At 61.1% G+C, this 23,634-nt stretch carries 20 protein-coding genes; 10 read left to right on the top strand and 10 right to left on the bottom strand.

Translation table 11 applies throughout. The features are described 5' to 3' along the window. Nucleotides 1–165: 165 nt before the first annotated feature. Nucleotides 166–687: a DUF6586 family protein gene (locus tag HU730_RS05025; RefSeq protein ID WP_127881803.1), complete on the top strand. Its 522-nt coding sequence runs from the start codon at nucleotides 166–168 to the stop codon at nucleotides 685–687. 808 nt (nucleotides 688–1,495) lie between these two features. After that, nucleotides 1,496–1,729 carry a hypothetical protein gene (locus tag HU730_RS05020; RefSeq protein WP_003189656.1) on the top strand — a complete coding sequence of 78 codons (234 nt, stop codon included), beginning with the start codon at nucleotides 1,496–1,498 and terminating at the stop codon, nucleotides 1,727–1,729. A gap of 37 nt (nucleotides 1,730–1,766) precedes the next feature. Here the strand turns inward: HU730_RS05020 and sulA are convergent, their stop codons facing one another. Both sulA and lexA read right to left on the bottom strand, forming a co-directional pair. Continuing rightward, on the bottom strand, nucleotides 1,767–2,240 hold the full coding sequence (gene sulA, locus HU730_RS05015; RefSeq protein ID WP_005786162.1) for an SOS-induced cell division inhibitor SulA: 474 nt from the start codon (nucleotides 2,238–2,240) through the stop codon (nucleotides 1,767–1,769). Between the two features lie 10 nt (nucleotides 2,241–2,250). Then, on the bottom strand, nucleotides 2,251–2,859 hold the full coding sequence (lexA, locus tag HU730_RS05010) for a transcriptional repressor LexA (protein WP_003172575.1): 609 nt from the start codon (nucleotides 2,857–2,859) through the stop codon (nucleotides 2,251–2,253). Nucleotides 2,860–3,122: 263 nt separating this feature from the next. Here lexA and HU730_RS05005 point away from each other — a divergent pair, with 263 nt between their 5' ends. Together HU730_RS05005 and nagZ are read left to right on the top strand one after the other, a co-directional pair. Then, nucleotides 3,123–3,830, top strand: coding sequence for a TetR/AcrR family transcriptional regulator (locus HU730_RS05005; protein ID WP_034126647.1), 708 nt, complete (start codon nucleotides 3,123–3,125; stop codon nucleotides 3,828–3,830). Between the two features lie 135 nt (nucleotides 3,831–3,965). Continuing rightward, complete coding sequence (gene nagZ, locus HU730_RS05000) at nucleotides 3,966–4,976, top strand: beta-N-acetylhexosaminidase (protein WP_019818244.1); 1,011 nt, start codon at nucleotides 3,966–3,968, stop codon at nucleotides 4,974–4,976. Nucleotides 4,977–5,077: 101 nt separating this feature from the next. Here the strand turns inward: nagZ and HU730_RS04995 are convergent, their stop codons facing one another. The 3 genes from HU730_RS04995 to mfd are packed head-to-tail and all read right to left on the bottom strand — an operon-like array spanning nucleotide 5,078 to nucleotide 11,804. Further along, nucleotides 5,078–7,768, bottom strand: a complete 2,691-nt coding sequence (locus HU730_RS04995) for a DEAD/DEAH box helicase (protein ID WP_034126648.1) — start codon at nucleotides 7,766–7,768, stop codon at nucleotides 5,078–5,080. 9 nt (nucleotides 7,769–7,777) lie between these two features. After that, entirely contained in the window at nucleotides 7,778–8,344 is a 567-nt protein-coding gene (locus HU730_RS04990; protein ID WP_078802725.1) for a CsiV family protein, read from the bottom strand. Between the two features lie 10 nt (nucleotides 8,345–8,354). Next, nucleotides 8,355–11,804, bottom strand: a complete 3,450-nt coding sequence (gene mfd, locus HU730_RS04985) for a transcription-repair coupling factor (protein WP_057975694.1) — start codon at nucleotides 11,802–11,804, stop codon at nucleotides 8,355–8,357. Nucleotides 11,805–12,144: 340 nt separating this feature from the next. Here mfd and HU730_RS04980 point away from each other — a divergent pair, with 340 nt between their 5' ends. Then, entirely contained in the window at nucleotides 12,145–13,608 is a 1,464-nt protein-coding gene (locus tag HU730_RS04980) for a glyceraldehyde-3-phosphate dehydrogenase (RefSeq protein ID WP_032873405.1), read from the top strand. A 171-nt stretch (nucleotides 13,609–13,779) separates the two neighbouring features. Here HU730_RS04980 and HU730_RS04975 read toward each other — a convergent pair whose 3' ends face one another. Continuing rightward, entirely contained in the window at nucleotides 13,780–14,313 is a 534-nt protein-coding gene (locus HU730_RS04975) for a chalcone isomerase family protein (protein WP_186526618.1), read from the bottom strand. Nucleotides 14,314–14,527: 214 nt separating this feature from the next. Between HU730_RS04975 and sthA the strand changes: the two genes are divergently transcribed. Next, nucleotides 14,528–15,922 (top strand): Si-specific NAD(P)(+) transhydrogenase, encoded by a 1,395-nt coding sequence (sthA, locus tag HU730_RS04970; protein ID WP_003189670.1) that lies wholly within the window; start codon nucleotides 14,528–14,530, stop codon nucleotides 15,920–15,922. A gap of 42 nt (nucleotides 15,923–15,964) precedes the next feature. Here sthA and HU730_RS04965 read toward each other — a convergent pair whose 3' ends face one another. Further along, nucleotides 15,965–16,687: a glycerophosphodiester phosphodiesterase family protein gene (locus HU730_RS04965; RefSeq protein WP_014717518.1), complete on the bottom strand. Its 723-nt coding sequence runs from the start codon at nucleotides 16,685–16,687 to the stop codon at nucleotides 15,965–15,967. 44 nt (nucleotides 16,688–16,731) lie between these two features. Further along, nucleotides 16,732–17,310, bottom strand: coding sequence for a PilZ domain-containing protein (locus tag HU730_RS04960; RefSeq protein WP_054899069.1), 579 nt, complete (start codon nucleotides 17,308–17,310; stop codon nucleotides 16,732–16,734). A gap of 94 nt (nucleotides 17,311–17,404) precedes the next feature. On the opposite strand from HU730_RS04960, the gene HU730_RS04955 reads away from it, so the two are divergent. Genes HU730_RS04955 through HU730_RS04945 form a run of 3 tightly spaced genes read left to right on the top strand, consistent with a single transcriptional unit; the run spans nucleotide 17,405 to nucleotide 20,651 of the window. After that, the gene (locus HU730_RS04955) at nucleotides 17,405–18,655 is read left to right on the top strand and encodes a lipoprotein-releasing ABC transporter permease subunit (RefSeq protein ID WP_054899068.1); all 1,251 of its coding nucleotides are present in this window, start codon (nucleotides 17,405–17,407) and stop codon (nucleotides 18,653–18,655) included. 7 nt (nucleotides 18,656–18,662) lie between these two features. Continuing rightward, the gene (lolD, locus tag HU730_RS04950; protein WP_019818240.1) at nucleotides 18,663–19,346 is read left to right on the top strand and encodes a lipoprotein-releasing ABC transporter ATP-binding protein LolD; all 684 of its coding nucleotides are present in this window, start codon (nucleotides 18,663–18,665) and stop codon (nucleotides 19,344–19,346) included. Nucleotides 19,347–19,406: 60 nt separating this feature from the next. Beyond that, complete coding sequence (locus HU730_RS04945; protein WP_014717521.1) at nucleotides 19,407–20,651, top strand: lipoprotein-releasing ABC transporter permease subunit; 1,245 nt, start codon at nucleotides 19,407–19,409, stop codon at nucleotides 20,649–20,651. 116 nt (nucleotides 20,652–20,767) lie between these two features. On the opposite strand, the gene HU730_RS04940 is transcribed toward HU730_RS04945, so the two are convergent. Together HU730_RS04940 and HU730_RS04935 are read right to left on the bottom strand one after the other, a co-directional pair. Next, on the bottom strand, nucleotides 20,768–22,117 hold the full coding sequence (locus HU730_RS04940; protein WP_186526619.1) for a heavy metal sensor histidine kinase: 1,350 nt from the start codon (nucleotides 22,115–22,117) through the stop codon (nucleotides 20,768–20,770). Further along, nucleotides 22,114–22,794, bottom strand: coding sequence for a heavy metal response regulator transcription factor (locus tag HU730_RS04935; protein WP_019818238.1), 681 nt, complete (start codon nucleotides 22,792–22,794; stop codon nucleotides 22,114–22,116). Before HU730_RS04935 ends, HU730_RS04940 begins: the two co-directional genes overlap by 4 nt. A 270-nt stretch (nucleotides 22,795–23,064) precedes the next feature. Here HU730_RS04935 and HU730_RS04930 point away from each other — a divergent pair, with 270 nt between their 5' ends. After that, entirely contained in the window at nucleotides 23,065–23,586 is a 522-nt protein-coding gene (locus tag HU730_RS04930; protein WP_054899085.1) for a cupredoxin family protein, read from the top strand. The last annotated feature ends 48 nt before the right edge of the window (nucleotides 23,587–23,634 follow it).

Here is a 23,634-nt window from a genome sequence, read left to right as displayed (position 1 = left end):
TAGGATTGAGCTTGTTGTGGCGAGCAAGCTTGCTTGCGCTGGGGTGCGAAGCGCCCCCAATAGCTGGCGACTGCTACGCAGTCGAGCGGGAGCAGGCTCCCTCGCCACAGCTAGCTCGTTCCTACACAGCCAGCATCACGCCTATTCGTTGTGGAGATTGCCGTCATGGCCAACGAACTCTATACCCGTACCAATCAGAAAATTTACTTCGCGGGTTTATCCCTGGACGCCCTTGGCCGTGCCGAGGAAGGGAAAGAGATGAATGCCATCGCGCTGGTGCAGGCGGGGCGCGAAGCGGCGTTGTTCCACCTGTACGGTGCCTTGCTGGGGCTGTGCCATGAAATCGCCGGGTTCTACCGCCTACCCCAGGCCGGTGCGCCGCGTGCAGAAATGATCATGAATCGTGAAGTGCTGGACGCCATGGCGATCCCCGAGTTGGCCGAACTGGTGGAAATGGCCCAGAGCCCCGACAGTTGGGTGGCGCGGCTGCTCAAAGCACATGCGGATATGTTTCAGCCGCCGCGTATTCCCCATGTGCCCAAGGGGGATGTCACCCAGCCGCTGATCGTCGCCGTGGCCTTGGAGCAGGATGAGCCCAAGCCGTTGAGCCGTGAGGAGTTGGAAGGCTGGCGCCAGGAGCTGAAGAAGATGGCGCTGCGCTTTCGTGAAGGGCTCAACGAGTGCTGAAGGAGTAAATGAGGGGGGCTGGCTGCGCAGCGACGCTGAACCTGTGGCGATGGAGCTTGCTCCCGCGACGGCCGGACGGCCGACGCTTATCTACCTGACGCCCTAGGATCCAAATGTGGGAGCTGGCTTGCCTGCGACGGCGGCCTGCCAGCCGACACCTATCTACCTGATTCCTTGCGATCAAACTGTGGGAGCTGGCTTGCCTGCGATGGCGGCCTGACAGGCGACCCTGTTATACCCAGTACATATCCATTCCTGCGGTAACGGCCACTTAGGGTTCCGCCTGACGGCGGGTCACTTTCGAAAAGCGCGAAAGTAACCAAAGCGCTCTTGCCCCACCACTCGGCACCTCGCCTAGGCTCGGTGTGCCCGAACACAGGCTTGAATCCGTGGGCCGCCGCCACGCGCCATCCATGGCGCGGGGCGGCTAACCCGGCGTCCTGCCGGGTTACCCACGAATTCAAGCCTGCGTTCGGCCAGCGTGGTTTAACGGGGCGCCTGAGATCAAAAGCCAGATCAAGATCACAAGCAGATCAAGATCAAGATCAAGAGCGGCTCGCTTCGCATCGTGGTTACCGTTGGCTGCTACAGCTTGCAAAGTTCTGTGAATGCCCATGCTGCGATAGAGGCGAGTCAGAAAAGCCCTGAGATAACTGACCACCGCCATCGCAGGAGAGCCAGCTCCCACATTGATTAGCGTTTTGCCATGGCACCATTCATCAAGCCGTCAACAAACCTGTCCATATCCCCTGCGAGGCTGGGTGGATGACTGATATAATCCCAGGCCTTTCGTGGAGAACAGACTTTTATGCCAACGTCCTTTCTGGAAATTGTTGAACTGCCTGACGGCCGAATCGAACTGCGCCGGGCGGAGGACGAGGGTTCTCTGGTTATTCTGGATTTCTCCGAAGACGCCAAGGTCTTCCTGCAAGGCCAGCACGTCGAAGTGGCTAAAGCCATGTTGAGCGTGGGTGTGCAGATGGCAGGTCGCCTTGCCGAAGGCGAGCCGGAGAAAGAAGAAGGGCCGCGCGTTCTTCACTGAGTCCTTCGTGAAGGCTGCTTCGGTGGCGCGCCCATCATTACCCCAATCGAATATTCAAACTCTGTGCATCACCCGTACGCGCAGCGCTGATCAGTTGCTGCTTGGCGCTGGCATTCAGCGGGTTCAACCAGCTCACCACCGTATGGCTACGGCCCAGGCGCAAGGCTTCGCAAGTTAGTTGCTGGGCGCTTTGTGCGCCGCGTGGTTGCAGCAACAGGATGCGCTCGCGGTTGAGCCCGGCGTCCCGCAGCCAGGCCTGGGTGAGGCTGGCGGGCGGGGCGATCAATGTCAGCCAGCGGGCGTCCTGATCTTCGCTCAATTCGCGCAGGATAGGTGCCAGCAGGTTCAGGCAGCTCTCAGCCGCACCGCGCAACGACAATTCACTGAACGCCTCAGGTTCGCCGCCCCAGGGGGCTTCGACCGTTTCCTTGAGGATTGGCGCAAGGGGCTGGGCCATGAAGGCCTCGAACAGCGACAGTTGTGTGTGTTGTGGGGTGTGCACGAGCTGCATGATGCCTCCTTTAACGGCGAATGACGCCGACACTCAAGCCTTCGATCACCAGGTCCTGGTCTTTCAGGTTGACTTCGATCGGGGCAAACTCAGGGTTTTCGGCCAGGAGCCAGACCTTGCTGCCTTCGCGCTTGAAGCGTTTGACCGTGACCTCGTCGCCGATACGGGCAACGACGATCTGGCCATTGCGGGCTTCGCGGGTGGTATGCACGGCCAGCAGGTCACCGTCGAAGATGCCCACGTCCTTCATGCTCATGCCGTGCACACGCAACAGGTAGTCGGCACGCGGATGGAAGAAGGTCGGGTTGATGTTGCAGGATTCCTCGACGTGCTGCTGCGCCAGGATCGGCGCACCTGCGGCGACGCGACCGATGATCGGCAATGTCGACTCGTCTGCCTTGGCTTCGAAGCCAGGGATGCGAATACCCCGCGAAGCACCGGGGGTCATCTCGATCGCACCTTTGCGAGCGAGTGCCTTGAGGTGTTCCTCGGCGGCGTTCGGGGACTTGAACCCCAATTCCAGGGCAATCTCCGCACGGGTAGGCGGGTAACCATTGTCATCAAGGCAGCGCTTGATAAAAGCCAGAATCTCAGCTTGGCGTGGCGTCAGTTTTAGCATGTTGATCGCTCTGTCTTTTTATACAGTGACTGGGATTATATACAGTGAACTGCGCTTGGCAATCATCCTTTTTGGCGGCTCCGCTGGACGGTCATCCGTCAGCCGTCCTACAGAGCAGAAGCGGCGCTGCCTACAGAGCTGCGAGGATATGATTAAATAGCGGTGAAACAGATGACCGACCAGCCGCAAAGCGGACCCGCAGGCTTGACAAGACACACTCTGAAACGTATGTTTCAAACAAGTGTTTGTCAGGCGGAGTAGCCATGGCCCAGTCGGAAACCGTTGAACGCATTCTCGATGCTGCCGAGCAATTGTTCGCGGAAAAAGGATTTGCTGAAACTTCATTGCGTCTGATCACCAGCAAGGCTGGGGTCAACCTGGCCGCCGTGAATTACCACTTCGGCTCGAAAAAGGCTCTGATCCAGGCGGTGTTCTCACGCTTTCTGGGCCCGTTCTGCGCAAGCCTCGACCGTGAGCTGGAACGCCGCCAGGCCAAGGCCGATCACAAGCCCAGCCTGGAAGAGCTGCTGGAAATCCTCGTGGAGCAAGCGTTGGTCGTGCAGCCCCGTAGCGGCAACGATTTATCGATCTTCATGCGCCTGCTTGGCCTGGCGTTCAGCCAGAGCCAGGGCCACTTGCGCCGTTATCTGGAAGACATGTACGGCAAGGTGTTCCGCCGCTATATGCTGCTGGTCAACGAAGCGGCGCCGCGTATTCCGCCTATCGAACTGTTCTGGCGTGTGCATTTCATGCTCGGTGCCGCAGCTTTCAGCATGTCGGGTATCAAGGCGTTGCGGGCAATTGCCGAGACCGATTTCGGTGTGAACACGTCCATCGAGCAAGTCATGCGCCTGATGGTGCCGTTCCTTGCCGCTGGCATGCGCGCCGAAACCGGCGTCACCGACCCGGCCATGGCCACCGCCCAGTTGCGCCCGCGCAGTAAAACCGTACCGGTCGCCGCCAAGGTTTGATCGCTGCGGGTGGGCGCGGTCGCTTGCATCCGCTAAGCTAGCCGCCATGCCGATTTCAGCTATTTATTCACAACCCGTCGTCCTTGCCCTGCCTGGCAGGGACCACGGGTTGTGTGCGTTATTTAAGGAAGGTTTATGACTGCTGCCCTGCAAGGTTCTTTGATGGTCGACGTCGCCGGTACCTGGCTCACGGCCGAGGATCGTCATCTGTTGCGCCAACCGGAAGTGGGCGGCCTGATCATTTTTGCGCGCAATATCGAGCACCCGCGTCAGGTTCGCGAGTTGAGCGCAGCCATTCGCGCAGTGCGCCCGGACCTGCTGCTGGCTGTGGATCAGGAAGGCGGCCGCGTACAGCGTCTGCGCCAAGGCTTCGTGCGCCTGCCGGCCATGCGTGCGCTGGCGGATAACCCCAACGCTGAATACCTGGCTGAGCAGTGCGGCTGGATCATGGCCACCGAGGTGCTGGCGGTGGGCCTGGACCTGAGTTTTGCCCCCGTGCTGGACCTCGACTACCAACGCAGCGCCGTGGTCGGTACCCGTGCTTTCGAAGGCGACCCCGAGCGCGCTGCCGTGCTCGCGGGCGCATTTATCCGTGGCATGAACAGCGCCGGCATGGCCGCCACCGGCAAGCACTTCCCTGGCCATGGTTGGGCCGAGGCCGATTCCCACGTCGCCATTCCCAATGACGAGCGCAGCCTGGAGCAGATTCGCGCCAACGACCTGGTGCCTTTCGCACGCCTGAGCAAGCAATTAGCCGCCGTGATGCCGGCGCACGTCATCTACCCGCAGGTCGATGCCCAGCCTGCTGGTTTTTCGCGTCGCTGGTTGCAGGACATCCTGCGCGGTGAGTTGCAGTTTGACGGGGTGATCTTCAGCGATGACCTGTCCATGGCCGGCGCCCATGTGGTCGGCGATGCGGCCAGTCGGATCGAAGCGGCGCTGACCGCTGGTTGTGACATGGGCTTGGTGTGCAATGACCGTGCGGCGGCCGAGCTGGCGCTCAGTGCAGCACAGCGGATGAAGGTCACGCCATCGGCGCGGATTGCGCGTATGCGTGGGCAGGCGGTTGCGTCGACTGATTACAAACAGGATCCGCGTTGGCTGACAGCGCTTACTGCGTTGCGTGATGCGCAGTTGATCGACTGAAAACCGAAGCGCGGCCATCGCAGGCAAGCCAGCTCCCACATTTTGATTTGTGAATACATTCAGGTGTGGGAGCTGGCTTGCTCGCGAAGGCGGCCTAACAGTCAGCGCTTCTCTTGCTTGTTGGGCAACGGCGCAAACAACGCTTCAATCTCGTCATTGCCCAACTGCCAATCCCCCGTCGTTCGCCCATCCAGCACGCCCGCAGCCAGATCGGACTTCTCCTTCTGCAAATGCTGGATTTTCTCCTCCACCGTGCCCCGGGCAATCATCTTGTACACGAACACCGGCTTTTCCTGCCCGATGCGGTACGCACGGTCGGTGGCCTGGTTTTCCGTGGCCGGGTTCCACCAGGGGTCATAGTGGATAACCGTATCGGCTTCGGTCAGGTTCAAGCCGACGCCGCCGGCCTTCAGGCTGATTAAAAAAATCTGCAACTTACCGCTCTGGAAATCCTTCACCGGTGTACGTCGATCCCGCGTCTGGCCAGTCAGCAGGGCGTAGGCAATGCCGCGCTTTTTCAGTTCGGCCTCGATCAGGCTCAGCATCGAGGTGAACTGCGAGAACAGCAGGATCCGGCGGCCTTCGGCAAACAGCTCGTCGAGCATGTCCATCAGGCTGTCGAGCTTGCCCGAGCTGCTGCCACGGGCGGGCAGGGTGGCGTCGTTGACAAGGCGCAGGTCGCAGCATACCTGGCGCAGTTTGAGCAGGGCTTCAAGAATGATGATCTGGCTGCGAGCCACGCCCTTGCGGGTGATCTCGTCGCGGACCTTTTTATCCATGGCCAGGCGCATGGTTTCGTACACGTCGCGCTGGGCCTCGTTGAGGTCGACCCAGTGGATGATTTCGGTCTTGGGTGGCAGTTCGGTTGCCACTTGTTCCTTGGTGCGGCGTAGCAGGAAGGGTTTGATCCGACCGTTGAGGTGCTGCAATCGCACCTCGCTGGCACGTTTTTCAATCGGCACGCGGTAATCACGGTTGAAGCTCTTCACGTCGCCCAGCCAACCCGGCAACAGGAAGTGGAACAGCGACCACAGTTCGCCCAAGTGGTTTTCCAAAGGCGTGCCGCTCAGGCACAGGCGCTGGCGGGCATTCAGCTCGCGTGCGGCCTGGGCCGCCTTGCTGGACGGGTTCTTGATGTACTGCGCTTCATCCAGGATCAAGACGTGCAAGGGCAGGGCGGCGAGCTGTTCAATGTCCTTGGGCAGCAGGGCGTAGGTGGTCAGCAACAGGTCGTAGTCATTCAGGTTGGCGAAATGTTTCTTACGTCCTGCGCCATAAAGTGCCTGCACTCTCAGTTGCGGGGTGAAGTGCGCGGCTTCATCCAGCCAGTTCGGGATCAGGCTGGTAGGCATCACGACCATGCACGGCCGATCAAGGCGCCCTGCGTTTTTTTCGGTAAGGATGTGCGCCAGGGTCTGCAAGGTTTTGCCCAGGCCCATGTCATCCGCGAGTATCCCGCCCACCTCGAGTTGGCGCAGCGACTGCATCCAGCTCAGACCTTCCAGCTGGTAGGGGCGCAAGGTCGCATTCAGACCTTCGGGCGCCACGCAGGTGAAATCCTTGATATCGCGCAGACGCTGGGCGAAGTTGCGGATCTTCTCGCCGCCTTCCCATTGCAGAGGCAGGTCTTCCAGCGGGTTGAGGCGTATGGCGTCGGCCTTGGCCAAGCGCAGCGCGGTGGTGCCGGCTTCCTGCAGGTAGAACTCGCCGAGGGTCGCCAGTACCGGCTTCAAGCGGCCGTAGGGCAGCGCCACTTGCAGCGGGCCGTGGCCGTTGGGCAGGCCGGGGATGTTCACCAGGATCAGCTCTTCATCGCGGCGCCGCGCGAGTTTCTCCGGGTTGAGGATCTCGGTATGAGAGCGCATCAGGTTCAGCAGGATCGGCAGCAGGCTCAAGCGTTCGCCGTTGACGATGATGCCCAGCTCCAGGTCGAACCAATCGCGTTCCGGCCCTTCATCGACCGTGGCATACCAGTCATCGACGGGGCTGAGGTCAAAGCCGAAGTCTTCATCGATCTGCAGCTCCCAGCCCTCGGCACGCAAAGTGGGCGACACATTGAGGGTGAAGTTCAGCCAGGCACTGTCATTGACCATCTCGAACAACTCGCCGGCGCTTTCCGGCAGGGCCTTGCTCTGGCGCGTGGCGATCTTGAAGCCAAGCAGGCGCAGGTGTTCGCGATAGGCCTGCTCTTGCTCGGGTTGGCGCTTGATCCGCAGGCTCTGCGTCTCCTGGCGCACAATGATGTCGGCATTTTTTTGCCCGCTGACATAGTTGCCCAGGTAGTTGAACGACAGCGCCGCACGGTGCTGGATATAGCGCTGCATCTTGCCGTTGCGCGGTTCGAACGCGCTGAACTCCACGCTGGCCAGCCACAGGCGTGGCACCGGCTGCACGTCGTCCATCACCACTTGCGGCAGGACCACGCGGTTATCGAGCACCGCCTGGAGCTTCTCCAGCAGCTGCGCATCCTGAGCCGCTGCCGGGTAGGCCAGGGTTTCCTGGACCTTGAGCAGCACCGCCGCGATGTGTTTGCAGTTGGTGTGCACCGGGCACGTGCAGCGGCTGTCCACCAGGATCAGCAGGCCCTTGGCCGATTCGCGCAGTGAGATGGTCTGGCGGTAAACATTACCGCCCGAGCCTTCGCAACTGGCGGTGATGGTGCTGTCGCCGCACTCGACGATGCGCACGCGGTTCTCCAGGGCGTAGCGTCGCCCGCGCTCGAGGCTTTGCTCTTTGAAGCGATTGGCCCACGAAGGGGCCAGGGGTTTGGTCAACGACGACGTCAGGGGCATGGCGCGCAATCAGTCCTGAAGGTCGGGCGGTGGTGCGCTGGGTGGCTTGGCGGTCAGCGAGGTGATCTTGATCAGCAGCGCCAGGTGGCCGCCGTCCAGGTAGTTGAGCTGGTTGTTCTTGGTGCGCACGTCTTTCTGGCTCAAGTGTTCGCTGGCGATCACGCTGCCGTTGCCGTCGAACTGGTTGATCCAGAAGTCCGCGTCGATATCGGTAAAGCGCCCCAGTTGCAGGCTCAACACCCCTTCGATAGGGAACTGGCCGAATTGCTCCTGGCCGTCGGTGATCGCCACCTTCACCGGTTGCTCGCCCAGGTTCTGTTCCCAGGCCTTGTGGGCCAGTACCGTGTAGTTGGCGTCGGCGCGCAGCTTGTCGACGATATTGCCCAGGCGCGGCGGGCTCATCCGCTCACCCAGGCGCGGCGCGCCCGCATCCCAGTTTTCCGGGGCGGCGCGGCTGTTGATCACCGGTTCTGCATTCTGGCGCACCAGGATCATTTCCACCTGATACAGGCTGTCGGCAAAGGCCGAAGGTGCGAGTACCACCAACAACAGGCTCAAAATGCGGAACACGCGCATGGGGGCGTCCTTAAACGGATTTCGGAATAAGGCGTTCAAACAGCGCCTCCAAGGTGTTGAAGCGTTCTTCGGCACGTTCCATCGGCACCATGAACTTGAACAGCGTAGCCCCTTCGAACTTGTAGCGGTTGGGCTGGCCCTGGATCAGCTTGATCAGCACCAACGGGTCGACCGGCGTCTGCGCTTCGAATTCGATACGCCCGCCTTGCGGCCCGGCGTCGACTTTCTTGATGCCCAACTGCTCGGCCTGCAACTTGAGCAGGGTCAGGCGCACCAGGTTCTTGGTCGGTTCCGGCAGTAGGCCGAAACGGTCGATCATCTCTACCTGCAAGTCCTTGAGGCCTTCTTCGTCGGCCGCCGAGGCAATGCGCTTGTACAGGATCAACCGTGCATGCACATCCGGCAGGTAGTCTTCGGGAATCAACGCCGGCAAGCGCAGGTTGATCTCCGGGCCGCCGCCCAAGGGTTGGTCGAGGTTAGGTTGTTCGCCTTTGCGGATGGCTTTTACCGCGCGTTCGAGCATCTCCATATACAGCGTGAAACCCACCGCCTGGATCTGCCCGCTCTGGCCGTCGCCGAGCAATTCACCGGCACCCCGGATTTCCAGGTCATTGGTGGCCAATACAAAGCCGGCCCCGAGGTCCTGGGTATTGGCGATCGCTTCCAGGCGTTTTTCCGCATCGGAAGTGATCTGCTGGCGCGGCGGTGTGAGCAGGTAGGCATAGGCCTGGTGGTGACTGCGCCCGACGCGACCGCGCAATTGGTGCAGCTGCGCCAGGCCGAACTTGTCGGCACGCTCGATGATGATGGTGTTGGCGCTCGGCACGTCGATGCCGGTCTCGATGATGGTCGAGGCGATCAGTACGTTGAAGCGCTTGTGGTAAAAGTCGCTCATCACCTGTTCGAGTTCGCGCTCGCGCATCTGCCCGTGGCCAATGGCGATACGGGCCTCAGGTACCAGTTCGGCGAGGTCGGCGGCGCATTTCTCGATGGTTTTCACATCGTTGTGCAGGTAATACACCTGGCCGCCGCGCAGCAGTTCGCGCAGCAGGGCTTCCTTGACCGTGCTCTTGTTCTGCTCCATCACGAAGGTGCGCACCGACAGGCGACGCGCCGGTGGCGTGGCGATGATCGACAGGTCGCGCATGCCCGACACCGCCATGTTCAGCGTGCGCGGAATTGGCGTGGCGGTGAGGGTGAGGATATCGACTTCACTGCGCAGGGCCTTGAGCTGTTCTTTCTGGCGCACACCAAAGCGGTGTTCTTCGTCGATGATCACCAGGCCCAGGTTCTTGATCTTCACATCGTCCGACAGCAGCTTATGAGTACCGATGACGATGTCGATTTTGCCCTCGGCCAGATCGGCGACGGCGGCATTCACTTCCTTGGCGGACTTGAAGCGGCTCATTACCTCCACGGTCACCGGCCAGTCGGCAAAGCGGTCGCGGAAGCTGTTGTAGTGCTGCTGGGCAAGCAGGGTGGTTGGCACCAGGATCGCCACCTGGCGACCGCCGTGTACCGCAATAAAGGCTGCACGCATGGCCACTTCGGTCTTGCCGAAGCCCACGTCGCCACACACCAGGCGGTCCATCGGCTTGGGCGCGAGCATGTCGGCGCGCACCGCTTCGATGGTGGTTTGCTGGTCCGGGGTTTCTTCGAAGGCGAAGCCCGCACTGAAGGTGGCGTAATCGGCTTTGGGGTCAGCGAAGGCATAACCTTCGCGGGCAGCACGGCGGGCATAGATGTCGAGCAGTTCGGCGGCCACGTCGCGCACCTGTTCGGCGGCCTTGCGCTTGGCTTTCTGCCAGGTCTCGGAGCCCAGGCGGTGCAACGGCGCCAAGGCGTCGTCGCTGCCGGTGTAGCGGGCGATCAGGTGCAGGTTGGCCACCGGCACGTAGAGCTTGGCGCCCTCGGCGTATTCCATGGTGAGGAATTCGGCGGCCTGGTTGTCGATCTCCAGGGTCTGCAGACCCAGGTAGCGGCCCACGCCATGGTCGATATGCACCACCGGCGCGCCTTCGCGCAGCTCAGTGAGGTTCTTGATGACAGCGTCATTGTTGGCGTCTGCGCGTTTTTCCCGGCGACGGCGTTGCATCACGCGCTGGCCGAACAGCGGGCTTTCGGCGATCAAGGCCAGCGCCGGGTCATCCAGCTGCAGCCCTTCGTCCAGCGGCGCGATGGTGATTGCCAGGCGTTCTTTGCTGGCGACAAAATCCGGCCAGCTGTCGACGGTTTTTGGCCGCAGCTTCAGGCGTTCCAACAGCTCCAGCAGCACTTCGCGACGCCCGGCGGATTCGGCGGTAAACAGCACGCGGCCCGGGAAGTCACCGAGGAAGTTAGACAGCGCCTCCAGCGGTTGCGTGGCTTTGGCCTGGATCGCCAGATCGGGCAACGCGCTCGCCGGGAAACGCTCGCGGCCGCTGCCGGCGTCCACGTCCTGCTGGCTGGCGACCACACGCGGCCAGTTTTTCAGGCGCGCGAAGCAGTCTTCAACTGGCAGGAACAGTTCAGCGGGCGGCAGTAAAGGCCGTGATGGATCGACGCGGCGTTCTTCGTAGCGGTTGCGCACATCGTTCCAGAAGTTTTCCGCCGCCTGTTCGATACCCGGCAGGGAGAACACCTGGGTGTCCTGCGGCAGGTAGTCGAAGAGGGTGGAGGTTTCGTCGAAGAACAACGGCAGGTAGTACTCGATACCGGCAGGTGTAATCCCGCTGCTCAAGTCCTGGAAGATCGGGCAGCGACGGAAGTCCACATCGAAGCGCTCACGAAAGCGCGCCTTGAAGCGTGTTACCGCGTCTTTTTGCAACGGGAATTCCCGCGCCGGCAGCAGCTTGATCGAGTCGACCTTGTCGATGGAACGCTGGTTCTCCGGGTCGAAGGTGCGCAGCGTCTCGATCTCGTCATCGAACAGGTCGATGCGGTACGGCAACTTGCTGCCCATCGGGAACAGGTCGATCAAAGCGCCGCGCACCGCGAACTCACCGTGCTCGTACACCGTGTCGACGCAGCGGTAGCCGCTGGCTTCCAGGCGCGTGCGCATCTGCTCGACGTCGAGCTTCTGGCCCACGTCCAGCACCAGGCTGCTGCCGAGCAGGAACTTGGTCGGTGCCAGGCGGTGCAGGGCGGTGGTGATCGGCACCACCAGCACGCCGTGGGCCAGTTCGGGCAAGCGGTACAGGCTGGCGATGCGCTGGGAGATGATGTCCTGGTGCGGCGAGAACAGGTCGTAGGGCAGGGTTTCCCAGTCGGGAAAATGCAGCACCGGCAAATCCGGGGCGAAGAAGCTCAGCTCCTGCTCCAACCGTTCGGCACTTTGGCTGTCGGCGGTGAGCAGCAGGGTAAAGCGCTTGGCTGCGCTGGCAGCCTCGGCTATGGCCAGGCTCAGGGCGGCACCGGGCAGGTTGCCCCAGTGCTGTTTACCTGCCGCGGCAGGGAGTAACGGTAGACGCAGAACGGGCACGGAAGGTTGAGCTCCAAGCGTTGCGACAAAGTCGGTAATTGTAACGGCCCCAGGTGCCGCCTGTCAGTTGCTGACTGTGCCTATTACGGTTTGCAGGAAATGTAGTGGCTAAGACAAACAATGGCGGGTTTTGACTCAATATGTAGTGCCAAAAAGCGCGAATGTTTAGGAGAGTTACGGACAAGTCGGCCTGCTCGCCAAACTAGTGGCCTTCTGGAACCCGCGTGTTTCCTGGGCTGTAGCGCGGTGGTATTTTTTTGCAAGGGCTTTTTGTTGCCCTTCGCGCATTGCTCAACGCTCAGTCGGACGACATAATGTAGCCCCTTTTTTCTGCCCCTACATGTGGAAGGTTCCCGTGACTCAGAAGCCCGACCAGTGTCTTGGTGAATGGATCGACCGTGAAGCACTCGCTGAAGCGATGATTCCGCTTATCGGTCAGCTGTACCGCAATAACAATGTGGTGAGCTCGATCTATGGCCGCAGCCTGATCAACCAGTCTGTCATCGCGATTCTCAAAGCCCATCGCTTTGCGCGCCATCGCTCCGCCGACGACAGCGAACTCTCCGTCCACGAAACATTCCCACTGCTCAAAGCCATGAGCGAGCTCAAGCTCGGCGCGGCTTCGGTAGACCTGGGCAAGTTGGCCTACAAATTCCGTAAAGAAGGTGCCGGCCGCACTGCCGAGCAGTTCGTACGTGAAGAAATGGCCGATGTGGTTGGCCAGCAAAACGCTGCCGCCCGCAAAGGCACCGATGTGGTGTTGTACGGCTTTGGCCGTATCGGCCGCCTGCTGGCGCGCATCCTGATCGAGAAAACCGGTGGTGGCGACGGCCTGCGCCTGCGTGCCATCGTGGTGCGCAAAGGTGCCGAGAACGACCTGACCAAGCGCGCCAGCCTGCTGCGTCGCGACTCGGTACACGGCTCGTTCAATGGCACCATCACCATTGACGAAGAAAACAACACCATCACCGCCAACGGTAACCTGATCCAGGTGATCTACGCGAAGAACCCGACCGAGGTGGATTACACCCAGTACGGCATCCAGAACGCCCTGCTGGTGGACAACACCGGCGTATGGCGTGATGCCGAGGGCCTGGGCCAGCACCTGGCTTGCCCGGGTGTCGACCGCGTTGTGCTGACCGCGCCTGGCAAGGGCAAGCTCAAGAACATCGTGCACGGCATCAACCACGCTGAAATCACCGCTGACGACAAGATCGTGTCCGCCGCTTCCTGCACCACCAACGCCATCGTGCCGGTGCTCAAGGCTGTGAATGACAAGTTCGGCATCGTTAACGGCCACGTTGAAACCGTTCACTCGTACACCAACGACCAGAACCTGATCGACAACTTCCACAAAGGCGATCGCCGTGGCCGTAGCGCCGCGTTGAACATGGTGATCACCGAGACCGGTGCTGCCACTGCCGCTGCCAAGGCCCTGCCTGAACTGGCCGGCAAGCTGACCGGTAACGCGATCCGTGTACCGACGCCGAACGTGTCGATGGCCATTCTCAACCTCAACCTTGAGAAAGCCGCCACCCGCGAAGAGATGAACGAGTACCTGCGCTACATGGCGCTGCACTCCGACCTGCATAAGCAGATCGACTTCGTCAATTCCCAGGAAGTGGTCTCCACCGACTTCGTTGGCTCGCGCCATGCTGGTGTGGTGGACGCGGAAGCGACCATCACCCAGGACAACCGTGTTGTGCTGTACGTGTGGTACGACAACGAGTTCGGCTACAGCTGCCAGGTGGTTCGCGTGATGGAAGACATGGCTGGGGTCAACCCGCCTGCGTTTCCGCGCTAAGCCTTTGCGCTGAATGAAGAAGCCCCGACTGGTTCGGGGCTTTTTTATGGCCGTGGGTTTTGTGGTGTCTGGGAGGGCCTTATCGCAGGCAAGCCAGCTCCCACAGTTGAACTGCATTTACCTGTGGGAGCTGGCTTGCCTGCGATGACGATGGAACCGTCCACGCCGCCATCACTTGAATAGCGTGTTGCGCAAACTGTCCGACAGCCCTTTGGGCGCCAGCCAGATACCCAGGTAGGCCTTCGCTAATTCAGCGTCCGGGCTGCTGAACACCACCTGCCCATTAATCTCCAGATTCAACCCGCGCCCCGGACGAAAATCCAGGGCATAGCGATCGCCGCTGCGAATATCCCGAAAGCGCGCGTGCAGCTTGGCTACCTCCGGGTTCAACCCGGCATTGGCCTGCTGGCGTTCCAGGGTGACGGTGGCCGCCTTGATCACATCATCGCGGTCAATGTCGCGAAAGTAGTACAGCGCCAGGCGCACCGCCTTCTGCTGGTCCCAGGCCTGCTTTGCCGGCAGGTCAGCGGGTGCATACAGCGCGGCGGCATACACCTCCGCCCAGAGATAGTTGAACACCGCCTGGTTTTTCAGGGCCAGCCCCTCGACCTGTGCGGGGAAGCTTGCCTGCTTGAGCCGCTGTGCGTCGTTGGCGTGCGCCGTGAGCGACACCATCAGCATCAAACAGAAAAATAGTTGTCGCATAATGGCTCATCCTGAATTCGGCGCTGATGTGCGTCCTGTAGTATGGCAACACTGGCCTACGACGCGACCAAGGGTTAATGTTCGCGGCGCTCGGCCTTCTATAGACTGTGCCCCGGTTCACACACTTGAGCCAAATTGTCCTTCATGCTCGCTGGCCGCGGCATGATTTAGCCCGGCGTCCAATCGTACGCCTGGCCTGTTCTGAGGAGTACGCATGGCTGTCTACAACTACGACGTGGTGGTACTGGGTTCCGGCCCAGCTGGAGAAGGTGCGGCGATGAACGCTGCCAAAGCAGGGCGCAAGGTGGCGATGGTTGATAGCCGTCGCCAGGTCGGCGGTAACTGCACCCACCTGGGTACCATCCCGTCCAAGGCGTTGCGTCACTCGGTACGGCAGATCATGCAGTTCAATACCAACCCGATGTTCCGGGCCATTGGTGAGCCGCGCTGGTTCTCGTTCCCGGACGTACTGAAAAGCGCTGAAAAAGTCATCTCCAAGCAAGTCGCCTCGCGTACCGGCTACTACGCCCGTAACCGCGTCGACCTGTTCTTCGGCACCGGCAGTTTTGCCGATGAGCAAACCGTCGAAGTGGTCTGCGCCAATGGCGTGGTCGAGAAACTGGTGGCCAAGCACATCATCATCGCCACCGGTTCGCGCCCGTATCGCCCGGCGGATATCGATTTCCACCACCCGCGTATCTACGATAGCGACACCATCCTGAGCCTGGGCCATACCCCGCGCAAACTGATCATCTACGGCGCCGGCGTGATCGGCTGTGAATACGCCTCGATCTTCAGTGGCCTGGGTGTACTGGTCGAGCTGGTGGACAACCGCGACCAGTTGCTCAGCTTCCTCGACTCGGAAATCTCCCAGGCGTTGAGCTACCACTTCAGCAACAACAACATCACCGTGCGCCACAACGAAGAGTACGAGCGGGTCGAAGGCCTGGACAATGGGGTGATCCTGCACCTCAAGTCCGGCAAGAAGATCAAGGCCGACGCCTTGCTGTGGTGCAACGGCCGTACCGGCAACACCGACAAGCTGGGCATGGAAAACATCGGGGTCAAGGTCAACAGCCGTGGCCAGATCGAAGTGGATGAGAACTACCGCACCTGCGTGCCGAACATCTACGGCGCCGGTGACGTGATCGGCTGGCCAAGCCTGGCCAGTGCCGCCCATGACCAGGGCCGCTCGGCCGCTGGCAGCATTGTCGACAATGGCAGCTGGCGCTACGTGAACGACGTGCCGACCGGGATCTACACGATTCCCGAGATCAGCTCGATCGGCAAGAACGAGCACGAACTGACCAAGGCCAAGGTGCCTTACGAAGTGGGCAAGGCGTTCTTCAAGAGCATGGCGCGTGCGCAGATTGCCGGTGAGCCGCAAGGCATGCTGAAAATCCTGTTCCACCGCGAAACCCTGGAAGTACTCGGCGTGCATTGCTTCGGCTACCAGGCCTCGGAGATCGTGCACATCGGCCAGGCGATCATGAACCAGCCAGGTGAGCAAAATACCCTCAAGTATTTCGTCAACACCACCTTCAACTACCCGACCATGGCCGAAGCCTATCGGGTAGCGGCCTACGACGGCCTCAACCGGCTTTTTTGAGCGGCTCCGGCCGGTGGCCTGAGCCGGCCGGGGAGACCGATTTCAGTAATTCTCGAGGGTGGCAGTGGCCAAACCGGGAAAGTCTGTAATCAGGCTATCTACGCCGAAGTCGGCGAGCCTGCGCATCAGCGCAGGTTCGTTGACTGTCCACACGGACACATGCAAGCCCTGGCGCTGGGCTTTTTCCAGCCGCTCGGGGGTGCACAGCGTCCAGTTCAATGCCAAATACTCACAGCCGTAGTTCTGCGCGACCTTCAGCGGGTCGAGCCAGGCATATTCGGCGACCAGCCCGCGTGACAGGTCCGGGGTGAGTTCCACGGCGGCCTTGAGCACTTCCCGCGAGCTTGACGTGACCGTGACCTTGTCCATCAAGCCAAAGCGCACAGCCATTTCGCGAATCGCCAGCACAGTGGTGGCGGCACGGGTACGCGAGGCGCTTTTGACTTCCAGTTGCCAGTGATCGAAGTCGCACTGTTCGAACAACTCCTCCAGGCGTGGAATCGGGCAGGGGCTTACCCAGCCTGGGCCGCCTTTGCGCGCGTCCATTTTCACCAGATCAGCCGCAGAGTACTCGACGACCTTGCCGCGCCGGTCGGTGGTGCGCTTGAGGGTCGGGTCGTGGATGACCATCAACTCGCCGTCCATGGACAGGTGCAAGTCCAGTTCGCAACGACGTACGCCGTGTTTGAGACATTCCTGAAAACTGGTCAGGGTATTTTCCGGTGCTTCGCCTTTGGCACCGCGGTGGCCGTAAATCAGGGTCACAGTTGCTCCTTTGCGCCAGGATGGCTGGCGTCGTGAATACGCATTCAGAGGTCTTCGCTTTGTTCTCGCGCCAGGCGGCGTTCCTGGGCCTGTTTCTGCAGGATATAGCGCGCCAGCAGTTGGCGTTGGGCGTCGGTCATGGACTCGAACTCCGTGCCCACATCAAAGCCGTCGCCCTTGGGGTCGCAATGGGTCACCCGCGCGCGCAGCAACAGGCCGAGCGCCTGGGGCATCAGCACCAGCTTGACCGCCAGGTGAGTGTCGGCGGCCAGCGGTGTCGGGTGCTGGAAGTCGATGCCGCCCTCGGAGAGGATCACCGGTTGCGGCGCACCCACCTCGTTCAGCAAACCGCGAGCCATGACCTGGCTGAGCAGATCCAGGCGTTTGTTCTGCACTTTGAGGAAGGCCGCCAGGCTGCGGTCTTTCTCGCTGATCTGGCGCAGCAGGTGCTGGGCTTCGAATTCGCTCAAGTGCAGCTCGCTGAGCAGATTGAACAGCGGTGAATCATCCAGCAACACTTCCTTGCTCGCCGCGTCGGGGCCCGACAGGGGTTTGATTTGAAGTGCGATCATGTCGTCGATACGGTAGTATTCGCGGCGCTCTTCTTCATCTAATGTCGACATGGCGAACCCCAGGTAACGGTAATGGTCTGAGTGTAAAGCTGCTGACCAGACCCCGCCACCGGGACGTCTTCTTTTCCTCCGAACAAGCCCCGACATGTTCAGACCTCTCTTCGTATTTATCGGCACGCGTTATACCCGTGCAAAGCGTCGCAATCATTTTGTGTCGTTCATTTCCTTGACCTCGATGATCGGTCTCGCCCTGGGCGTGGTCGTGATGATCGTGGTGCTGTCGGTGATGAATGGCTTCGATCATGAGATGCGTACCCGCGTGCTGGGCATGGTGCCCCACGCGACCATCGAGGGCGATGCGCCCATCAACGACTGGCAAAGCCTGGCCGCCAAGGTCCAGCAGAACCCCAAGGTGGTGGCGGTAGCACCGTTTACCCAGATGCAGGGGTTGCTGACCAATGACGGCAAAGTGCAGAAGATCCTGCTCAACGGCATCGACCCGGCCCAGGAGCGCAACGTCTCGATCATCGACAAGTTCATGCTGCAAGGTAAGCTCGACGAGCTGTCGCCGGGCAGCTTTGGCATCGTCATCGGTGACAAGGCCGCGGCCAAGCTGGGCGTAGAGGTTGGCGACAAGCTGACCTTCGTCGCCCCGGAAGTCACCGTGACCCCGGCCGGCATGTTCCCGCGCATGAAGCGCTTTACCGTGGTGGGCACCTTCCACGTCGGCGCTGGCGAGATCGACGGTTACATCGGCCTGACCAATCTCACCGACCTGGCCCGCCTGCATCGCTGGCAGCCCGACCAGGTGCAGGGCCTGCGCCTGAAATTCAACGACCTGTTCGATGCGCCGCGCGGCGCCTGGGAAATTGCCCAGCACCTGGGTGAAACCGAGTACTACGCTCGCGACTGGACCCGCACCCACGGCAACCTGTATCAGGCCATCCGCATGGAAAAAGCCATGATCGGCCTGTTGTTGTTGCTGATCGTCGCCGTGGCGGCCTTCAACATCATCTCCACGCTGGTGATGGTGGTGAACGACAAGAAGGGCGACATCGCCATTCTGCGTACGTTGGGCGCCACGCCGGGGCAGATCATGGCGATCTTCATGGTGCAGGGCACCGTGATCGGCGTGGTTGGCACCTTGATCGGCACGGCGGTGGGCATTTTGGCCGCGCTGAACGTCAGCGCCGCCATCGCCCTGCTTGAAAAGGTGATCGGCCACAAGTTTCTCAACGCCGACGTCTACTTCATCGATTACTTGCCGTCCCAGGTGCAAACCCAGGACGTGCTGATGGTGGGCGGCGCTGCGTTGGTCCTGAGCTTCCTTGCCACCCTGTATCCAGCCTGGCGCGCGGCACGTACCCAGCCAGCACAGGCATTACGTTATGAGTGAATCGGGCATGAGTGAAAAAGCAATCCTGAGCTGCCGCAACCTGGGCAAATCCTACGAGGAAGGCCCGGAGTCGGTGGTGGTGCTGTCCAACCTGCAGCTTGAACTGCACCCTGGCGAACGTGTGGCGATCGTCGGCAGTTCCGGTTCCGGCAAGAGTACCTTGCTCAACCTGCTGGGCGGCCTCGACACGCCGTCCCAGGGCAGCGTATGGCTGGCCGGTGAAGAACTGTCGGCGTTGAATGAAAAGGCCCGCGGCCAACTGCGCAATCGCTCGTTGGGCTTTGTGTACCAGTTCCACCACTTGCTGCCGGAATTCACCGCCCTGGAAAACGTGTGCATGCCGCTGTTGATCGGCAAGACCGCGATTCCTGAAGCGCGTCAGCGTGCCACGGCCTTGCTCGAGCGCGTCGGCCTCGGCCACCGCCTGGAGCACAAGCCAGCGGAGTTGTCCGGTGGTGAGCGCCAGCGCGTGGCGATTGCTCGTGCCCTGGTGAACAACCCGGGCCTGGTGATGCTCGACGAGCCGACCGGCAACCTCGACTCCCACACCGCTCAGGGCATCAAGGACTTGATGCTGGAACTGAGCACCCAGATGCGCACCGCGTTCCTGGTGGTGACCCATGACATGAGCATGGCCCGGCAGATGGACCGCGTACTGCATTTGCAGGAAGGTCATCTGGTCGCTATCTGACCTGTTGCAAGCCCGGTTTTTTGAGGTCGGGCTTTTTCATTTTTCCAACGGTGCCCGCGAATGTTCAGACCGTTATCGATTTTTATCGGCACGCGCTATACCCGCGCCAAGCGCCGCAACCGTTTTGTCTCGTTTATCTCGATGACCTCGATGATCGGCCTCGCCCTGGGCGTACTGGCGATGATCGTGGTGCTTTCGGTAATGAACGGCTTTCAGCGTGAAATGAGCTCGCGCATCCTCGGCATGGTGCCCCACGCCACCATCGTCGGCGTAAAGCCGATTGATGATTGGCAGCCGGTGGCCGCGGCCGCGATGAAGAATCCGCAAGTCACCGCCGCTGTGCCCTTCACCCAGATGGATGGCATGTTTTCCTATAAGGGCGCGATGCAGCCGATCGAGATCAGTGGCGTCGACCCGGCCCAGGAAGGCAAGGTGTCGATCGTGGCCCAGCACATCGTGCGCGGCAAACTCGACGACCTCAAACCTGGCGAGTTCGGTGTGGTGGTCGGTGATATCACTGCGCGGCGTTTTCGCCTGAACGTGGGCGACAAGCTGACCCTGATCGTGCCGGAGCTCAGCAGCGCCCCGGGCGGTATCACCCCGCGCATGCAGCGCCTGAATGTGGTGGGCATCTTCAAGGTCGGCGCCGAACTGGATGGCTCCATGGCCCTGATCCACATGGCCGACGCCGCTGAAATCCAGCATTGGCAGCCCAACCAGGTGCAAAGCGTGCGCCTGGCGGTGAAGGACCTGTATGCAGCGCCCAAAGTCTCGGCAGATATCGCCGCCAGCCTGGGCGCGGCTTACAAGCCGGATGACTGGACCCACACCCAGGGCAGCCTGTTCAGCGCGATGAAAATGGAAAAGACCATGATCGGCCTGCTGCTGCTGATGATCGTCGCCGTGGCCGCGTTCAACATCATCGCCACCTTGATCATGGTGGTGAACGACAAGGGCGCGGATATCGCCATCCTGCGTACCATCGGCGCCACACCTCGGCAGATTATGGCGATCTTCATGGTGCAGGGCACCGTGATTGGCGTGGTCGGCACCTTGATCGGCGGCGTGCTGGGGGTGATTGCGGCGCTGAACGTGAGTGAGCTGGTGGGCTGGCTGGAGCGGGTGAGCGGGCAGCATATCTTCAGCTCGGATGTGTACTTTGTCAGCAACCTGCCTTCGGAGCTGCAAGGTGGGGATGTGTTGCTGATTTGCTCGGCGGGGTTTGTGTTGAGCTTCTTGGCGACGATTTACCCGGCGTATCGGGCGGCGAAGATTGAGCCGGCGCACGCCCTCAGGTATTCGTAACCTGCTCGTCTGATCGTTCCCACGCTCCGCGTGGGAATGCCTCACCGGACGCTCCGCGTCCGCTGTTGGGACGCAGAGCGTCCCGGAATGCATTCTCACGCGGAGCGTGGGAACGATCAGCAGTCGCCCTTGGGCAACTCAATCACAAACCTGGTCCAGCCCGCCTGCGACTCACAATAAATCCTCCCGCCATGCGCCCGTACAATCGACTGGGTAATCGCCAACCCCAGCCCCGCATGTTCACTGCTGCCTGCGCGCCTCGACGGGTCGGCTCGGTAGAACCGGTCAAACAGCCTCGGCAGTAACGACGCAGGAATGCCTTCCCCGCTGTTCTCAACCGTCAGTGTCACGCCACTCTCGATCCGCACCCGCACTTCACCGCCCGGTGGGGTAAACCGCAGCGCGTTATCCAGCAGATTCGACAAGGCCCGACGCAACATACCGCGATCGCCCATCGTCTGGGCGGTGCCTTCGCGCACCAGCGTCACCTGTGCGTCCTCCGCTAGCAGGGTAAAGAACTCCAACAGTGCGTCGACCTCATCGCCCAAATCCAGAGCTTCTCGGCTGGGCATCAGCAAGCCGTGGTCAGCTTTGGCCAGGTACAGCATGTCGTTGACCAGTTGCGCCATCCATTGCAGCTCTTCCAGATTGCTGTGCAGCGCCTCGCGGTAATCCTCCAGTGGGCGCGGTTGGGTGAGGGTGACTTGGGTCTGGGTCAGCAGGTTGGACAGCGGTGTGCGCAGTTCGTGGGCGATATCTGCGCTGAAGGCAGACAGGCGCTGGAACGCGTCATCCAGGCGCGCCAGCATGGCGTTGACGGCTTGGGCCAGTTCCGCGAGCTCCACCGGCATTTGTTCTTGGGGTAAGCGTTGCGTTAGGGAGTGGGCGGAGACACTGGCGGCCACTTCGCCCATGCGCCGCAGCGGTCGCAAGCCACTGCGCGCAGCCCAGGCGCCGAGCAGGGCAGTGGCCAGGGCCGAGAGGCCGACGGTCAGCCAGATCAAGCGTTGCATGCGTTGCAGAAAGTGCTGGTGGTGGGTGATGTCGAGGATCAGGGTCAGTTGTGGCGAATCCAGTTGGCTGGGCGTCAAGGGCGCGATGAATACGCGATAGTCGGTGCCTGCGTATTGCAGGCTGTGCAGGCCGGGTGCTTGGGGCAAGGGAAGGTGTGGCGCGCCGTCCAGCCAACGTTGCCCAGCTCCGGTGATGCGCAAGGCGAGGTCGGGCTGGTGATCGAGTTCGGCGCGCAGTTGAGGGGTTCGCCGGGCGAGGTCTTCCGGTGAGGCGACACCTTGCAAGGTGCTGCGCAGGGCTACCAGTTTGCTTTCGAGCTGTTGCTGGTCCAGCTCCATGAAGTGCGCCTCGCTGGCCCGGTTGAACAACACTCCGGCGATCAACGAGACCACCGCCGTGCAGGCGGCAAACAGCAGCGCCAGGCGGCTGGTCAGGGACAGGCGCTTGATCACGTGAACCGTTCCTCCAGCACGTAACCCATGCCGCGCACGGTGTGGATCAGCTTATTGGGGAAATTGTCGTCGACTTTCAGGCGCAGGCGGCGAATGGCGACTTCGATGATGTTGGTGTCGCTGTCGAAATTCATGTCCCACACCTGGGAGGCGATCAGCGTCTTGGGCAGCACTTCGCCCTGGCGGCGTAGCAGCAGCTCCAGCAAGGCGAACTCCTTGGCGGTGAGGTCGATGCGCTGGCCGCTGCGCTCGACACGGCGGCGGATCAAGTCCAGGCTCAGGTCGGCCAGTTGCAGCGTGGTCTCCTGCGGCATGCTGCTGCCACGGCGCAACAAGGTGCGCACCCGCGCCAGCAGTTCGGAAAACGCGAAGGGTTTGACCAGGTAATCGTCGGCGCCCAGCTCCAGGCCATGTACTCGGTCTTCTACGGCATCGCGAGCGGTGAGGAATAGCACCGGGATGTCCAGGCCGGCACTGCGCACCGCCTGCAGGATTTGCCAGCCATCGCGGCCGGGCAGCATCACATCGAGGATCAACAAGTCATAGTCGCCCGTCAGCGCCAAGTGCTGGCCACTGGTGCCGTCGGCCACCAGTTCGGTGGTAAAGCCCGCTTCGGCCAGGCCCTGGCGCAGGTAATGACCGGTTTTGGGTTGGTCTTCGACGATCAGCAGTTTCATTCAGGACTCTTGGAGGTTGGGTACAGGGCTATGCAGGAGCGAGCTTGCTCGCGAAAAACGCCAACGATAACGCGGGCTGTCTGGCTTAACGTGTTGTGCTCAAGCCCTTCGCGAGCAAGCTCGCTCCTACAAAAAAACATTGGGCTTTATACCGTGCTCGTCAGGGTATGGGCGCAAGCTGACAAAGTTGTAATCTAGCAGTCAGCTGGCTGGCAGCGAGGCCATCTTAAAGTGTTGCCCAAGCTGGATACCTATTTTGGAGAGTGAAAGATGGCGTTGCGTACACCTCTGTTATTGGCAGGCTGCCTGATGGCGTTGAGTTTCAATGCCCTGGCAGATGCGACTCACACCTACGCGTTCGGCCAGCCGGCCCCGGCGGATAAAGCCACGCGCACCGTTGAAGTCACGCTGCGGGACATTGCCTTTGAGCCCAAGTCCCTGGACGTCAAGGCCGGTGAAACCGTGCGCTTTGTGCTGGTCAACAAAGGCCAGTTGCTGCATGAGTTCAACCTGGGAGACGCGGCCATGCATGCCGCCCACCAGAAAGAGATGTTGCAGATGCAAGCCAGTGGCATGCTCACCGCCACCGGCATGGGCAAGATGGATCACAGCGCCATGGGCCACGGCGACATGGGCGGCATGAAGCACGACGATCCCAACAGTGTGTTGGTGGAGCCGGGCAAGACGGCCGAACTGACCTGGACGTTCAAGCAGGCCACAGGCCTTGAGTTCGCCTGCAACCTGCCCGGGCATTACCAGGCGGGCATGGTCGGTAAACTGACCGTTGAGTGAGGCGTTTGTTAAGGGGGCGAGCAAAGGCTGGTAGACTGGCGCGGTTTA

This window comes from Pseudomonas sp. SWRI22, assembly GCF_014268395.2.
GTDB classification, from domain to species: Bacteria; Pseudomonadota; Gammaproteobacteria; order Pseudomonadales; family Pseudomonadaceae; genus Aquipseudomonas; species Aquipseudomonas paracarnis.
This window is presented reverse-complemented; position numbering and strand designations above follow the sequence as displayed.